Annotated in this window: 18 protein-coding genes and 2 pseudogenes; 15 read left to right on the forward strand and 5 right to left on the reverse strand. The window is 30.8% G+C overall.

Annotation, left to right across the window (positions count from 1 at the left end; all coding sequences use genetic code 11):
• Positions 1 to 163 precede the first annotated feature (163 nt).
• The 3 genes and pseudogenes from RCG18_RS20650 to RCG18_RS20660 form a co-directional block, all read right to left on the reverse strand.
• Positions 164 to 1269: pseudogene (locus RCG18_RS20650) on the reverse strand (DegT/DnrJ/EryC1/StrS family aminotransferase).
• 20 nt (positions 1270 to 1289) lie between these two features.
• Positions 1290 to 2471, reverse strand: coding sequence for a DegT/DnrJ/EryC1/StrS aminotransferase family protein (locus RCG18_RS20655; protein WP_308042068.1), 1182 nt, complete (start codon positions 2469 to 2471; stop codon positions 1290 to 1292).
• Positions 2472 to 2510: 39 nt separating this feature from the next.
• Positions 2511 to 3688 (reverse strand): annotated as a pseudogene (locus RCG18_RS20660) (methyltransferase domain-containing protein); the annotation flags it as partial.
• Positions 3689 to 3853: 165 nt separating this feature from the next.
• Between RCG18_RS20660 and RCG18_RS20665 the strand changes: the two are divergent.
• The 9 genes from RCG18_RS20665 (at position 3854) to RCG18_RS20705 (ending at position 9252) form a co-directional block, all read left to right on the forward strand.
• On the forward strand, positions 3854 to 3988 hold the full coding sequence (locus RCG18_RS20665; RefSeq protein ID WP_308037902.1) for a hypothetical protein: 135 nt from the start codon (positions 3854 to 3856) through the stop codon (positions 3986 to 3988).
• A gap of 135 nt (positions 3989 to 4123) precedes the next feature.
• On the forward strand, positions 4124 to 4948 hold the full coding sequence (gene aroE, locus RCG18_RS20670) for a shikimate dehydrogenase (RefSeq protein WP_308037903.1): 825 nt from the start codon (positions 4124 to 4126) through the stop codon (positions 4946 to 4948).
• Positions 4941 to 5447: a shikimate kinase gene (locus RCG18_RS20675; protein ID WP_308037904.1), complete on the forward strand. Its 507-nt coding sequence runs from the start codon at positions 4941 to 4943 to the stop codon at positions 5445 to 5447. The genes aroE and RCG18_RS20675 overlap by 8 nt, the downstream gene beginning before the upstream one ends.
• Positions 5448 to 5525: 78 nt before the next feature.
• The gene (gene aroQ, locus RCG18_RS20680; protein ID WP_308037905.1) at positions 5526 to 5972 is read left to right on the forward strand and encodes a type II 3-dehydroquinate dehydratase; all 447 of its coding nucleotides are present in this window, start codon (positions 5526 to 5528) and stop codon (positions 5970 to 5972) included.
• A gap of 162 nt (positions 5973 to 6134) precedes the next feature.
• A complete protein-coding gene (locus RCG18_RS20685) occupies positions 6135 to 6707 on the forward strand; it encodes a nitroreductase family protein (protein WP_308037906.1) in 573 nt (190 codons plus the stop codon).
• A gap of 21 nt (positions 6708 to 6728) precedes the next feature.
• The gene (locus RCG18_RS20690; protein WP_308037907.1) at positions 6729 to 7106 is read left to right on the forward strand and encodes a VOC family protein; all 378 of its coding nucleotides are present in this window, start codon (positions 6729 to 6731) and stop codon (positions 7104 to 7106) included.
• A 23-nt stretch (positions 7107 to 7129) separates the two neighbouring features.
• Positions 7130 to 7852: an MBL fold metallo-hydrolase gene (locus tag RCG18_RS20695; RefSeq protein ID WP_308037908.1), complete on the forward strand. Its 723-nt coding sequence runs from the start codon at positions 7130 to 7132 to the stop codon at positions 7850 to 7852.
• Between the two features lie 128 nt (positions 7853 to 7980).
• Positions 7981 to 8799, forward strand: a complete 819-nt coding sequence (locus RCG18_RS20700; RefSeq protein ID WP_308037909.1) for a helix-turn-helix domain-containing protein — start codon at positions 7981 to 7983, stop codon at positions 8797 to 8799.
• 138 nt (positions 8800 to 8937) lie between these two features.
• A complete protein-coding gene (locus RCG18_RS20705; RefSeq protein WP_308037910.1) occupies positions 8938 to 9252 on the forward strand; it encodes a hypothetical protein in 315 nt (104 codons plus the stop codon).
• Between the two features lie 92 nt (positions 9253 to 9344).
• On the opposite strand, the gene RCG18_RS20710 is transcribed toward RCG18_RS20705, so the two are convergent.
• Positions 9345 to 9899, reverse strand: a complete 555-nt coding sequence (locus tag RCG18_RS20710) for a GNAT family protein (RefSeq protein WP_308037911.1) — start codon at positions 9897 to 9899, stop codon at positions 9345 to 9347.
• Between the two features lie 283 nt (positions 9900 to 10182).
• Here RCG18_RS20710 and nirJ1 point away from each other — a divergent pair, with 283 nt between their 5' ends.
• Genes nirJ1 through RCG18_RS20730 form a run of 5 tightly spaced genes read left to right on the forward strand, consistent with a single transcriptional unit; the run spans position 10183 to position 13342 of the window.
• Positions 10183 to 11346 (forward strand): putative heme d1 biosynthesis radical SAM protein NirJ1, encoded by a 1164-nt coding sequence (gene nirJ1, locus RCG18_RS20715; RefSeq protein ID WP_308037912.1) that lies wholly within the window; start codon positions 10183 to 10185, stop codon positions 11344 to 11346.
• 53 nt (positions 11347 to 11399) lie between these two features.
• Positions 11400 to 12407 (forward strand): putative heme d1 biosynthesis radical SAM protein NirJ2, encoded by a 1008-nt coding sequence (gene nirJ2 / locus RCG18_RS20720; protein WP_308037913.1) that lies wholly within the window; start codon positions 11400 to 11402, stop codon positions 12405 to 12407.
• A gap of 9 nt (positions 12408 to 12416) precedes the next feature.
• Positions 12417 to 12602 (forward strand): Lrp/AsnC family transcriptional regulator, encoded by a 186-nt coding sequence (locus RCG18_RS29155; RefSeq protein WP_374118940.1) that lies wholly within the window; start codon positions 12417 to 12419, stop codon positions 12600 to 12602.
• 44 nt (positions 12603 to 12646) lie between these two features.
• The gene (locus RCG18_RS29160; RefSeq protein ID WP_374119158.1) at positions 12647 to 12871 is read left to right on the forward strand and encodes a hypothetical protein; all 225 of its coding nucleotides are present in this window, start codon (positions 12647 to 12649) and stop codon (positions 12869 to 12871) included.
• A gap of 3 nt (positions 12872 to 12874) precedes the next feature.
• Positions 12875 to 13342 (forward strand): Lrp/AsnC family transcriptional regulator, encoded by a 468-nt coding sequence (locus RCG18_RS20730; protein WP_308037914.1) that lies wholly within the window; start codon positions 12875 to 12877, stop codon positions 13340 to 13342.
• A gap of 89 nt (positions 13343 to 13431) precedes the next feature.
• Here RCG18_RS20730 and RCG18_RS20735 read toward each other — a convergent pair whose 3' ends face one another.
• Positions 13432 to 14094: a hypothetical protein gene (locus RCG18_RS20735; RefSeq protein WP_308037915.1), complete on the reverse strand. Its 663-nt coding sequence runs from the start codon at positions 14092 to 14094 to the stop codon at positions 13432 to 13434.
• Between the two features lie 193 nt (positions 14095 to 14287).
• On the opposite strand from RCG18_RS20735, the gene RCG18_RS20740 reads away from it, so the two are divergent.
• Positions 14288 to 15295 carry an asparaginase gene (locus RCG18_RS20740; protein WP_308037916.1) on the forward strand — a complete coding sequence of 336 codons (1008 nt, stop codon included), beginning with the start codon at positions 14288 to 14290 and terminating at the stop codon, positions 15293 to 15295.
• Positions 15296 to 15380 lie beyond the last annotated feature (85 nt).

The following is a 15380-nucleotide window of genomic DNA, read 5'->3' on the forward strand; positions in this document are numbered from 1 at the left end:
AAGCTTCAGCACGTTAAAAACTTTTAGCCAGTCTAAAGTTTTTAAATCTACTTCAGCTTTCGAAACATATCCCTCTGCATAAGTTAGCTTTCTAGTTAGAGACCCTATAGTATATAAAAAACAAGAATTAATTCTGGTATAAATTTATATAAAACTAATAATATTATTTTCTATAGAATTTCTTTATAGTTTCACATACAAAATCTACTTCTTCCTCAGTTATCTCTGGGTAGATTGGAAGAGCTAGAATTTCCTCTGAAATCTTTTCTGATACAGGGAAATCACCTTTCTTATGACCTAGATAGCTGAAGCATTTTTGCATATGAAGAGGTATTGGATAGTAAATGCTGTAACCTATTTCATTTTCTTTTAAGAAGTTAGCAAGTTCATCTCTTTTTCAGCTAGTATATTAAATACATAGTATACTGGACTTTGAGGTCCTTTAATCTTAGGGAATCTTACGTATTCGCAGTCTGATAACTTATCCATATACCACTTAGCAATAGTTTCTCTCTTTTTAATAGCTTCGTCGATGTATTTTAATTTAACTGAAAGTACAGCAGCTTGAATTGAATCAAGTCTGGAATTATATCCTATATAGTCATAGTGATATTTTTTAGAAGCTCCATGAACTCTGAACATTTTAGTCATTTGAGCTAGGTTATCATCGTTAGTAACTATCATACCACCGTCACCATAACCGCCTAGGGTTTTTGTTGGGAAGAATGAGAATATACCCATATCACCAATAGTACCCGAGTGTTTGCCATTCCATTTCATACCAAAAGATTCAGCAGCATCTTCTAAAACTCTTATATTATGCTTAGAGGATATTTCCATTATTCTATCCATGTTATTCATTTGAGAGAAAAGGTGAATTGGGATAATTCCTGCTGTATTTGAAGTTATTTTTTCTTCTATTCTAGTTGTGTCTATTTCAAAAGTTTCTTCATCAATGTCTACAAAAACTGGTTTTGCATTATGCTTTGCTATACAAGAAGTTGATGCCAAGAATGTAAATGGTGAAGTAATAACTTCTTTACCAGAAGTAAAGCCTAAAATGTGTGAAGCAATTACCAAAGCATCTGTACCAGAAGCTACACCGATTGCGTGCTTAGCTCCAGTATACTTCTTTATTTCTTCTTCAAAATTTGTAACAGTAGGTCCTAATATAAAACTACCTTTTTCTATAACGTCAAATATCGCTTTATCAAATTCTGCTTTTTTTTCATTATATTCTCTTTGAGATGTATAAAAATTAACTTTCATATTTACGTACCTCGCTTAATTTATTTTGCCATAACTTTTTCAACTGCTTTAATAAGTTCCTTAACTACATACTCAGCATCTTCTAGTGTAAGAAGTGAGTAAAGTGGTACAGAAATTTCATTAGCATATTGTGCATAAGCATTTGGATAATCTTCTATCTTATAGCCAAGGTTTTTATAAAGAGTGAACATTGGCAGCGGAATAAAGTGAACATTAGTAGCTATATCCATGTCAGCTAACGTTTTTATAACTTCAGCTCTTTGTTCTTCATTAAAACCTTTAATACGTAAAGGATATAAGTGATAAGAAGTTACAGTTTCACCTTCTCTTTCGAATGGAAGTATGGCCCAATCTTTTTCATCTAAATGTTTAGAGTAAACGTCAAATATAGCTTTACGTTTTATAAGCATATCTTCATATCTTGTTAACTGCACTAAGCCAATAGCAGAAGCCATATCTGTAAGATTGCACTTGTAACCATCTGTTACTATATCATATTGCCAAGCGCCAGCTTTCATCTTTGAAAGAGCATCCTTTGATTGACCGTGTAAGGAAGCTAATTTGAACTCTTTATATAGATCTTCTTTTCCTTTAAAGCTATTATCACCAAAGCTTATAGCTCCACCTTCAGCAGTAGTAAAGTTCTTTACTGCATGGAAAGAGAATATGTGGAAGTCCGCTTGACCTCCGACTCTTTTTCCCTTATATTTTGCACCAAAGGAGTGAGATGAATCAGATACAAAAATTATATCTTCACGATTCTTAGCTTTTAACATTGCACGAACTGCATCATAGTCAACTGGTATTCCAGCAAAATCAACAGTATAAATAGCTTTTGTTTTAGGAGTAATAGCATCTGCTATTTTGTTTATATCTATTAAGAAACTATCTTTTTCAACATCTACAAATATTGGCTTGATTCCTCTATGCAAGGAAACGCTGGCAGTAGCTGTATAAGTATAAGGAGTAGTTATAACTTCATCTCCTTCTTTTATATCAAAAACCTTTAATACAAGCTCTAAGCCCGCAGTAGCACTGTTTAATGCAACAGCTTTGTTAGTTTCTAGATATTCAGCTAATTTTATTTCAAATTCAGCAGTTTTAGGTCCGGAAGTAATCCAACCTGATTTTAAAACCTCAACAACTGCATCAATTTCTGCTTGAGTTATATCTGGTGGTGAAAAAGAAATCTTTTTATTCATTATAATCAATCCTTTCATTTTTACGTTATTAAACTTTCATTATTTTCTTCCTTGAAAAAAACCTGTGTCTTTAGTAATATATATTCCTCCAGTTTCTTTGATTTCTTTTTGCAAAAAATCTATAAGTTGCTGAAGTTTTTCATCGGTAAATATTTCTTTTGTATTTCCAGGCATAGAAAATATGTAATCAATAAGAGGTATTGGGTGGGTAACTACTAAACTATCAGCATATCTATTTAGTTTTACCTCTTTAAACCATTTTGAAACCTGACCTAAGCCATTTTCTAGCTGAAAACTTTCAGTAGAGTCCCAACTTTTTGTAGTTATGCTTTCAGAATTAAATCTTGAGAGAATTTCTCTCATTTCTTTCATGTGATTTTTACCAACAGTGGAAGCGTAAAAATATCCACTTGGTTTTAAAACTCTCTGTATTTCAGAAAATGCCTTTTCTTTGTCTGTTACATGATACAGCATATGATTTGCTATTACTACATCAAAACTACAGTTTTCAAAGGGAATGTTTTGTGCATCTACAATTTGAAATTTAAATCTTTGGGATTTAACATCTAAGTTTTTCTTGGCATCTTTAAGCATTCCATTGGAAAAGTCCGTTAATGTAATATTCCAGCTGGAAGGAATATAATTAAAATTTTTCTCCCAAAGGCTGCCATCACCACAGCCCAGTTCTAATACATTTGCATTTTCAGGAACTTGCATTTGATCAAAAAACCAGTTCATCCAACCTTGCTTATTAGTACTAAAAAGCTCATGAATTTTTATTCTTGCTTTTAGGTTTGAAGCATTTTCGTATTGTTCAGACCATTTTTTATCTATGTTTATTACATTAATTATGTTTATAAATTTATCCCAATTTAATACATTACCGTTATCCAGCATATGAACGGTTTCATCTATTGATTTTATAACCATTTGTATATGCTGTATTTTTTCCTCCATTATGGACTTTTGTATTTCCAAAGATTTTTGAAGTCTTGATCATTTATATCATGCTTCATTATATTAGAAATATCATCTAGAGAAAGACCTATGAATTTTAATGTTAAAATTTTTTGTAGTCTTCCAAAGTCTTGCTTGCTGTATAATCTATGGCCCAGATCATTGTGACAGTTAGGTTTTAGCAAGCCTATTTTGTCATAATATCTTAAAGTTCTTAAAGTAACTCCAGCTTTTTTGGCAAATTCACCTGTTGTGAATAAAGCATTTTCCTTTCGGACATTTTACCACCTCTACTTAGATTATTTTAACACATGACGTAAGGTAAGGTGCAAGCATTTTTTTTGTAAAAACAGATAAATTTACTATAGTTTTAATCACAATTTTATTTATAATATATAAACTAAAAGTATAGGGAGGGGAGCTATATGGGGTATAGGAAGGGATGTAGACATTGTATGTATAGATATTTTGATTGCTGCGGGTATTGCAATATTTTGGGGTTAGAGCCTAACTCTGACTTGATACTTTTAATACTTATATTGAAACATATGAGAAGATAAAAATAACGTAGGGTTTTAAACTTGAAACCCTGCGTTATTTTTGTATAGTGTAAGTTTTACTTTATTATTTAAGAAAACTTTTGTAATATATTATTATGAATGCAGAAGAAATGTAAAGTGAGGTGCAAAAAGGCAATGAGTAATTTTTACGGACTCATAGGAGAGAAATTAGGTCACAGCTTTTCTCCACAAATTCATAACATGATTTTTCAAAGCGTAGATCCAAAAGCGGTATATAATCTATTTGAAATTAAAAAAGAAAATTTAGAAAAAGCAGTAGAAGGCCTTAAGGCTCTTGAAGCTAGAGGAGTAACTGTTACTATACCATATAAAGTAGAGATAATTAAGTATCTTGATGAGATATCTTCCGAGGCTGAAAGAATAGGAGCTGTAAATACAGTAGATTTTAAAAATGGAAAACTAGTTGGATACAATACAGATTACTACGGTTTTGATGAAACATTAAAAAAAGCATCAATAGATATTATAGATAAAAGTGCAGTAATATTAGGTACTGGTGGTGCATCTAAAGCAGTAGTTCAATATTTAATAGATAATAATATCGGTGAGCTTATATATGTAAGTAGAGAACCTCAAAAAGTTAATAATTCGGGAGATTTTAAAGTCATATCCTATGAACAATTATATGAGTTAGAAAATAAGGATTTAATTATAAATTGTACTCCGTGCGGTATGTATCCCAATGTGAAAAATAGTCCTGTGAGCAAAGATGTTTTAAGAAAATTTTCAGCAGCTGTAGATATAGTATATAATCCTTTAGAAACAAAATTTTTATCTGAAGCTAGAGAGTTAAACTTAAAAACAGTAAATGGACTATATATGTTAGTTGCTCAAGCAGCTGCTGCTCAAGAGATTTGGCATGGAATAGAGATAAGTGATAATGTTGTAGATAAAATATACGAAAAACTGCAGTTAATGATAGGTGAAAATAATGAATAAGTTAAATAAGAACATTATTCTGATAGGCATGCCTGGATGTGGAAAAACAACAATAGGAAAAGCCTTATCTAATAGACTTAATGTTGAATTTATTGATATGGATTGGTATATAGAACAAAAATGTGGGAGAACAATTACTCAAATCTTTGAAAAGGGTGAGGATTACTTTAGACAACTAGAGAATGAAGTTGCTAAGGAATTAGGAGAGAAAAAGCAAGTTATAATATCTACAGGAGGCGGAGTAATAAAAAATCTAGAGAATATAGAATTATTAAAGAAAAATGGAATAATAGTTTTTATAGACAGACCTGTAGAGGATATTAAGAAAAATATTGAGACTTCTGGAAGGCCTCTTTTAAAACAAGGAGCAGATAAAATTTACGATCTATTTAAAGAAAGATATAGTATATATAAAGAGTGCTGTGATTTTCAAATTATAAATAATAGTAATGTTGATGAAGCTATAGAAAAAATAGTTAAGGCATATGAAAAGAAATAAGGGACCAAATATGCGAGAATACTGGTCTATTATTTATTTGATTATGCCTAAAGCATTATGTTAAAAGGAGAAAGTGCAATGAAAATACTAGTTATCAATGGACCTAACTTAAATTTTCTCGGCATAAGAGAAAAAGGTATATATGGTGACAAAAACTATGAAGATCTTTGTAGTTTGCTAAAAGAAAAGTCTAAAGAATTAAAATTTGATTTAGATATAGTACAAAGTAATATTGAAGGGGAAATAATAAATCATATACAAAGGGCATATAGTGAAAAGTATGATGGTATAGTAATTAATCCAGGAGCATACACCCACTACAGTATAGCTATTTATGATGCTTTAAAATCCGTAAGCATTATTCCTTCTGTTGAGGTGCATTTAAGTAATATACATACAAGAGAAGAATTCAGACATAAATCTGTTACAGCTGCTGCTTGCGTTGGTCAAATTTGTGGATTTGGATTTTTGGGATATGTCATGGCATTTCAGGCATTAATTAATTACATTGAAAACAGCAAATAAAGCAATTACAGTAACCTACAGGAAACCTAAGTACAAAAAAGTGCTTTCTTGAATAGAATTTTTATATAAAACTATAATGGTTATATAGAATATATTTAATAATAATAATTTTGTGCTATTAGTTGTTGTCTTAACTAAGGCACTGTAAGGGGTGTGTAAAAGTTGATTAGAGAATTAGTTTTAAAAAACAGAACTTATAGAAGGTTTTATCAAGAACATGATATAAGTATGGAGAGCTTAAGAGAATTAATAGATCTTGCTAGGCTATCTTCATCTGGAGCAAATATGCAGCCATTAAAATATGTTTTATCTAATGATGCTGTAAAGAATGAAAAAATATTTAAGCACCTTAGATGGGCTGGATACCTAAAAGATTGGAATGGTCCAGAAGAAGGAGAAAAGCCTAGGGCATATGTAATAGTGCTTAATGATTTGAGTATAAGTAAAAATTGTTGGTGGGATCACGGTATAGCTGCGCAAAGCATTCTCTTAGGAGCTGTTGAAAAAGGATTAGGCGGCTGTATGTTCGGCAGCATTGATAGAGCAGGATTGGCAAAAGATCTTAATATCAGAGACAATTATGAAATTCTTATGGTAATTGCTCTTGGTAAACCAAAGGAAGAGGTAGTACTAGAGGAGCTGCAATCATCAGGAGATATTAAGTATTGGAGAGATGAGAATGCTGTTCATCACGTACCAAAAAGAGAATTAGAAGAGATTATTTTAGATATTTAATAATAAGAAGAGGTGGTAAAAATGAAATTTAAATTTGAACACAATAATATCAATGTATTAGATCTTGAAAAGAGTGTAAAATTCTATAAAGAGGCATTAGGCTTTGAAGAGGTTAGAAGATATAATGCGCCAGATGGAAGCTTTACTTTAGTATTTTTAAAGGATGCAGGCAGTAGTCATACATTAGAACTTACATATCTTACAGATAGAAAAGAGCCATATAATTTAGGAGATAACGAAATACATATGGCTGTAACAACAGATGACTTCGATAAAGCATATGAACATCATAAAAATATGGAATGCATATGTTACGAAAATAAGGGAATGGGACTTTACTTTATAGCTGATCCAGACGGTTATTGGACAGAAATTTTACCAAATAAAAATGTAGTGTAAATGATTTTGAGGTGAAGTTAAATTTGGATAAAGCAAAAATACATTATTTATATCATGATGGATTTATAATAGAAACAAAATCTAATGTTTTAATATTTGATTACTTTAATGATGATAGTGAAAAAAGAACTTTGCAGCATGGTGTGGTCTGCAGAGAAGCACTACAAACAGAAAAAAACGTAGTTGTCTTTGTCTCTCATTCACATTATGATCACTTTAACCCAATTATATTTTCATGGAAAGAAATAAACCCTAACATAAAATATATTTTAAGTACTGATATAGAAAAAAATGATGATTTTCCTGAAGTTATCTATATATCAGAAGATGAAAATATAGAAGTTAATGACATAGAGATAAAGGCATATGGTTCTACAGATATAGGAATATCCTTCTTGGTAAAGGTAGATGGAATTTCTATATTCCATGCTGGAGACCTAAATTGGTGGCATTGGAAAGAAGATAGTGATGAAGAAAACTTAGCTATGGAAAAAGCCTTTAAGAAAGAAGTAGAAAAGTTATCTAATGAAAAGATAGACATAGCATTTTTTCCTGTAGATAACAGGCTGGAAGAATACTATTATCTTGGAGGAGAATACTTAATCAAAAAGGTAAAACCAAAACTTTTTATACCAATGCACTTTGGGGATAAACCGGAAATAACAAAGAGCTTTAAAGAAAAGATGAATAACCGCTCCTCAGATATTGTGGAAATATATAAGAGAGGACAGGAAATATTGTTTTAAACCTTCATATAGTATTTATTAAAGTCTTTATCGTAGTGGTAAAGACTTTAATATCAATTTAAACAAAACAATATTGATATTGTTTTTAGAAGAAAATATAATAATGACAACAGCAGGAGGTGATAGAGATGTTACCAATTACAAGATATGCTATAAAATCTTTGCAGTTAAGAAAATGGATTAAATTTATATGGTATCTAGAAACAGAAGCTGATGTAACTGTAAAACATAAATTGCTGACTACAGACAGCATAGATATTATTCTGAATTTATCTGATAAAATTGAATATCAAATTGGAAGCGATATATATAAAACAAGCGATTTTCATTTTAATGCTTTGAGAGATAGGTATGGATATATTAATCAGAAAGGAAAATTAAAAGTATTCGGAATTTCTTTTTATCCTTTTGGGTTATATCCATTTTTACAGATACCTATTTCAGAATTTAATAATCAAGTCATAGATTTAAAAGTCACTGCTAAAGAATTGACAAAGAAATTGGAAGCATCTATTAATACATTATCACCTGTATATGATACTGTTTTATCTTTAGAAAAATCATTAGAATCAATGCTGGATAATAGTTTAGGCGAAGTGAAAATGTTTAATTTAATACAAATTTTTGCTCTTGAAAGTAAGTACTGTTCTATAAAATCATTTTGTCATGACAACAATTTAAATGCTAAAACACTTGAAAGAGCATGTTTAAAATATACAGGATATACTCCTAAAGCTCTACAAAGAATAGGAAGATTTCAGACAGCAAGTAATAAATTGATTTGTAAAAAAGCGGAAGACACAATTGCATCGGTAGCCTATGAAAATGATTATTTTGATCAGGCTCATTTTACTAGAGAATTTCAGGAATTTACTGGAGTTACTCCAAGCAAGTTCCTCAAAGAGCATATAACCATAAAAGAAAATACAAAATATATTTATCGATAATTTAACTGTCGATTTTATACAATATCTCAACATAAAATTCCTTTATACTAAACTTGATTAAAGAATCAATTACACAATATTGAGTTTTAAATCAAATTAGTATTCCCAATAGAGGAATAATATGTGGAGGTTTTAATTATGAAAATGATAACTGAAATTGTAAAGCTTGGAACAGTTAAAGATGTGTCTAGAGAGGACTTTATGAAAATTGTTAATGACTTAGAAATCAAATTTCATGCAATACAACCGGGGTACATCGATACAGAGTTAATAATCGATGAAAAAAGTGAAGAATGGACAATGATTCAGCATTGGGATTCAATTGAAAATCTTAAAAATGCTTCTGGAAAGATGTTTAAGGAAAGCTCAACTGAGAAATTCAGAAGTGTTCTTGACCCACAAAAAGTGAAGATTAGTATTCATTCTCAAATAAAAACATGGAAATTAGAATAATATACGGAAAATAAAACAGCCTTTTATAACGAAATCACAAATACAAAAACACCTCAAACAGATTAGTACTGGACCGTTGAGGTGTTTTAATCCTACGAATTCATATTTTCCCATTCACTTCGAAGAATTCCATAAAGGTACATGTCACATCTTTTGCCATCCCTATGAATGAACTCTCTATAAATACCTTCTCTTTTAAAACCTAAGCTTTCATAAAGTTTTATAGCTGGGTCATTATAGGATAAAACATTAAGCTGAATTCTATGTAAATTCAGTTCTTGAAATCCAAATTCCATAGTAAGTAGCAAGGATTCTTTACCAAAACCTCTTCCCCTAAAGCTATTATCTCCTATGCCTATATAAATAATAGCAACTCCATTATTCCATAGTATGTTTTCAAAACCAGTAACGCCTATAAATTTATTGTCTTCCACTGTTCTTACTGCAAATATATATCTGTCATTAGAATTTCTTATATCCTGAAGCATTTCTAAAAGTTGTGGTTGTGATTTAGGAAATGCCGCAATCATATCATAATGTCTTAAAAATTTCACATCATTGTACCAATTTTCAAAGGTATTTAAGTCCTCTTCCTTTAAGGAGGTCAGTCTTAGATTAGGTCCTTTTAGTAAGTCACTATTTAACATTTTTTCACCTCTTGATTTAATATATATAAAGAAACTAACTAGAAAGTTAACTTTCGACCTAGTACTCCTATATATAACTTAAGTTTCACTTTATTCCAGTTTATTATAACTTATAATTTACCATTTATCCAATGTTAGTAGTATATTTTAAATACTTCTTTTGTTTTTTAGTATTTAAGTGTAAAATTACTAATAAAATGTATAATGTAGAGAGCATTCGAACAGAAAGGAGATTATATTGAAGATAGTTTAATTTAATAAATTATCTCAATAGAAATTAAATATGATTAGTGTTACAAAACTGTTATGTGATTCTGAAAATTTTGGAGACAAACTTCGTTATATTAAAGGTGCTTCAGATGAAAAATATGGGGTAAGTCCAGGCAAAGGCCCAGTAGTTGTATGGAATTGTACAAAGGCTTGCAACCTAAAGTGTTTACACTGCTATGCAGATTCAGATTGCAATAAGCATGATGGAGAATTAAGCACTGAGAAAGCTAAGTATTTTATTGAAGATTTAGGTGATTTTAAAGTACCGGTTATACTTTTTTCTGGTGGGGAGCCATTAATACGAAGTGATATCTTTGAGCTAATAGAACATTCAAATAAAAACAATATAAGAAGTACCATTTCTACAAATGGCACATTACTTGATAAGGATGTATGTAAAAGCTTGAAAAATTTAAATGTAGGTTATGTTGGAGTTAGTTTAGATGGGATTGGATCCAGGCATGATGATTTTAGAAGAACTAAAGGGAGTTTTGATAAGGCTTTAAGCGGAATAAGAAATTGCTTGGAGATAGGTCAAAAGGTAGGACTTAGATTTACTATAAATCGTCATAATTATGATCAACTTGATGATATTTTCAGACTTATTAAAGAAGAAAAAATACCGAGAGTGTGTTTTTATCACCTTGTCTATTCTGGAAGAGGAAGCGAAATGATAAAGGATGATATAACGAAGGAAGAAACAAGAGCTGCTATGGATTTAATAATTGAAAAAACAATTGAGCTTGGAAAAGGGTATGAAATTTTAACTGTAGATAATCATGCAGATGCAGTATATATATACTTACAAGCACAAAGAAAGTACCCTGAATTAGCATCTAAGGTCTTGAATTTAATCAGTATGAATGGAGGCAATAGATCTGGCATGGCCTTTGGGAATGTAGATTATAAGGGGGATGTTCATCCAGATCAATTTACATGGCAGCATACTTTCGGTAACATAAGAGATAGTAAATTCAGCGACATATGGAAAAATAACTCACATCCTATAATTGAAGGATTAAGGAATAGGAAAGCTTTATTAAAAGGTAGATGCAGCAACTGTAAATGGCTATCAATATGTAATGGAAATTTTAGAGCAAGAGCAGAAGCTGTAAGCGGAGATTTTTGGGAGTCAGATCCCGCTTGTTATTTAAATGATAAAGAGATAGGTTTATAATTGACAAAAAATATTTTAACTTCATTTTAAGGTGATTAGGGGGAATAAACAAAATGATAATGTCTTGGAATATTACAAATAAATGCAATATGTATTGTGATCATTGTTATAGAGATGCAGGAGAAAAAAATAATGATGAACTTACCACAGAAGAAGGAAAAGCACTCATAAAAGAAATTGCTAAGGCAGGCTTTAAAATAATGATTTTTTCTGGTGGAGAGCCACTGGTTAGAGAAGACATATTTGAACTTATAGCCTATGCCAATGAATTAAATTTAAGACCGGTTATAGGCACAAATGGTACACTCATTACTAAAGAAGTAGCATCAAAGTTAAAGAAGTGTGGATTAAAAGCTGTAGGAATAAGTCTAGATAGCTTAAATGGAAACAAACATGATAAATTTAGAAAATGTAAAAACGCATGGAGAGACGCACTGTATGGAATGAAAAACTGCAGAGATATAGGATTGCCATTTCAAATTCATACTACAGTTATGGATTGGAATAAAGATGAGGTTACAAATATAATAGATTTCACTGCTGCTATGGGGGGAGTCGCTCATTATCCATTTTTTTTAGTTCCTACTGGCAGAGGCAAAGATATTGCAGATGAATCTCTTAATAAAGAGGAGTATGAAGAGTTATTAAAAATCATCATGTCTAAAAAGAAAGAAGTTAATATAGAAATAAAACCTACTTGTGCGCCCCAATTCGTTAGAATAGCAAAAGAACTAGGTGTAGAAACAAGATTTAGCAAAGGGTGTCTGGCAGGAACGAGTTACTGTATTATAAGCCCTAAAGGAGATGTACAACCTTGTGCTTATTTAAATAAAGTTGCAGGTAACGTAAGGGAAGTTCCTTTTAGTGGGATTTGGAAAAACAGTGAGCTTTTTAATGAGCTTAGAACACTTAATTATGGCGGCAGTTGTGGAAATTGCAAATATAAAAATTCCTGTGGAGGATGTAGAGCAAGAGCTGCTTACTATAGTGATGGCAACTATATGGCTGGAGATATCATATGTAAGTACTCTAATAATGAAGAAAATGTAAAAATTCAATAGAGGTGTTGTATGGATCAGATAGATAAGAAGCTGCTTAATTTAGTTCAGAATGGTCTACCTGTGGAGCCAAGACCATTTCTAGCTATAGGTAAAAAACTTGAAATTACAGAAGAAGAGGTTATAAGTAGATTAGAAAAGTTAAAAAAAGAAGCTTTCATAAGAAGAATAGGGGGTATTTTTGATTCAAAAAATTAGGGTATGTAAGCACCTTATGTGCAATTAGTGTTCCAGAAGAAAGAATTGAAGATGTATCAAAAATAATTAATGGATATGAGGAAGTGACACATAATTATATCAGAAATCATCATTATAATATGTGGTTTACAATAATAGCACAGTCAGAAGAAAAGATAGATGAAGTTATAAGAGATATAAAGTCTAGAGCAGAAATTAATAAAATAATTAATTTGCCTTCGATTAAACTCTTTAAAATCAGAGCTACTTTTCATATTAATGGAGGGTAAAAGATGTTTAATTCAATAGAGAAGATTATTATTAGTAAGCTTTCTGGAGACATTCCTTTGGTACAGGAACCATATAAAAAAATAGCAGAAGAAGTGGGTATTACAGAAGAGGAGGTATTAGATAAAGTTAAGGAGCTTCAAGATAGGGGCGTTCTTAGAAGAGTAGGGGGAATACTACATCATAGGCAAGCAGGATTTAAATATAATGCAATGGTAGTATGGGTAATACCTGAAGATAGAATTGAAGAAGCCGCTAAGATAATATGTCTATTCAAAGAAGTAACCCATTGCTATCAGCGTCCAACTTTTGATGGGTGGCCTTATAATCTTTTTACAATGGTTCACGGAGAAAGCACTGATTATTGTGAAAATGTTATAAAGCAAATATCAGATAGCATAAAGATCCAAGATTATAAGGTATTATATAGCTTAAAAGAATTAAAAAAGAGCAGCAAAAGATATTTCGATTGATAATAAAAAGAGCATTCTTCATGATAATTTATGGAAGAGTGCTCTTTTATTTAAAATTGTTTTAATTATACATGAAACATTTAGCTATACTAAATATTCCTTTGATAGCTTGTAATTATCATAAGGTTATCAAAATATAAATAGTTAAATAAATGCGGAGAATCCCCCAAAGCTATAGTTAAGCCTAAATTCGAATCTATTGATGAAGCATTGATTTTAGAGGAAGTCAAGTCGTATAAAAAATCTCTAAAGAGAAGCTTTTCTGCACAGCTGTTATGCAATATTGTACTGTTTATAGCAGAATAGCTTAAAAGGGCATCAAAGCTTGCAATCACAGTATAAACAATACTAGTACCATTATAAAGAGTGATTTTAACATTACCTATAATTTCATTTAAAGATATATCATGAATTTTAGATATCTGATATTTGGTTAGGTTCGGGAAAATATTATTTAAAAACAAATCCTTAGCGTACATATAATTAAACAATATCTTATGAGAGTTGCTGGAAATAAAGCAGAAAAGATAGTCATTGTACATAAGCAATTCTTCATTAAATCCATAGTCGGTTTCTTGTACTACTATTTTTTTAGAAGCTTTATAAGCCTTTGCACAGAGTTTATTAAGTTCAATATCCTTCTCTTTTATATTTTCACTATTAGGCCAATAATTATGAAAGGCATTGCTAGTACTAGAGAATGTTATCTGTTTTCCATTAAAATTTATAGAATATATTAGAAACACCTCCAAATAACTTTTGACAATTTATCATCAAAAATTAATAATATCTATACATTAATATATAAAACAGGCCTTAAATATTCTAAAATAGGAAATGTTTATAAATTACAGAGCTTTTAACTTTATAGGAGAATATACTAAAATACTTAATATTATAATTATATAAAGGAGTTTGATTTGTATACCCAAAAGGAGGGTTAGTATGTCAGAAGTTCTTGTAAACGTTATCAGAGGGCCTTTGGTTGAAAGTATTCATAGAGGCGATATAGCTGTGGTTGATAGTAAAGGACAACTGTTATATCATGTTGGTAACCCCTACAAAGTTAGTTTTATGCGTTCAGCAGCTAAGCCTATTCAAACATTAAATGTAATCTTAAGTGGAGCAGCAGATAGATTTAATTTTACAGATGAAGAGCTTGCTATAATGTGCGCATCACATTATGGAGAGGATTTTCATAGAAAAGTGGTAGAAGGAATATTAAATAAGATAGGACTTTCAGTTGATAATTTATTATGCGGAGCAACATTGTCTTTGAGTCCTAAATATGCAGAAGAACTTATATGGAATCACACTAAGCTGCAGCCTACACATACAGATTGTTCTGGGAAACATTCAGGAATGCTTGCAGTATGTATTCATAAAGAATACAGCGTTAATAACTATAATATGGAAAACCATTTAGTTCAAAGGGAATTAAAAAATATTGCTGCAAAAATTTGTGGAATAAATAAAGAAAAGATTTATTTAGGAATAGATGGTTGTACTGTTCCGGTTTACGGTATGCCTTTATATAACATGGCATTGGGTTTCGCAAAGTTAGCAAATGCAAATTCTTTATCAAAAGAATACAGAGATGCCTGCAGCAGAGTGTTTAAAGCTATGAATAAAGCTCCAGAAATGATTTCTGGTACAAATGGTTTTTGCACTGAACTTATAAAAAATACTAAAGGTAAACTTATAGGAAAACTAGGTGCTGAGGCAGTATACTGTATTGGTGTAAAAGACAGAGACCTAGGAATAGCAATAAAAGTAGAGGATGGCAATTATAGGGCGGTGTGGCCAACGGTTATAAAATGCCTAGAGGACTTAGGAGTTTTGGACGAAAATGAAAGTATATCACTACAAAAGTATAGAGTTGGTAAAAATCTGAATAATATAAAGGAAGAGGTAGGAGAAGTTAGAGCTGTTTTTGACTTATTAAAAAATTAAATACCCAATAGAATGTTAATAGATAAAAAACCTTGTCTAGTTGAGCAAAGCTCATGCTAGGCAAGGTTTCTGTGTTTTTTAATAA

It is taken from the genome of Clostridium sp. OS1-26 (assembly GCF_030915445.1).
GTDB lineage: Bacteria > Bacillota > Clostridia > Clostridiales > Clostridiaceae > Clostridium_AM.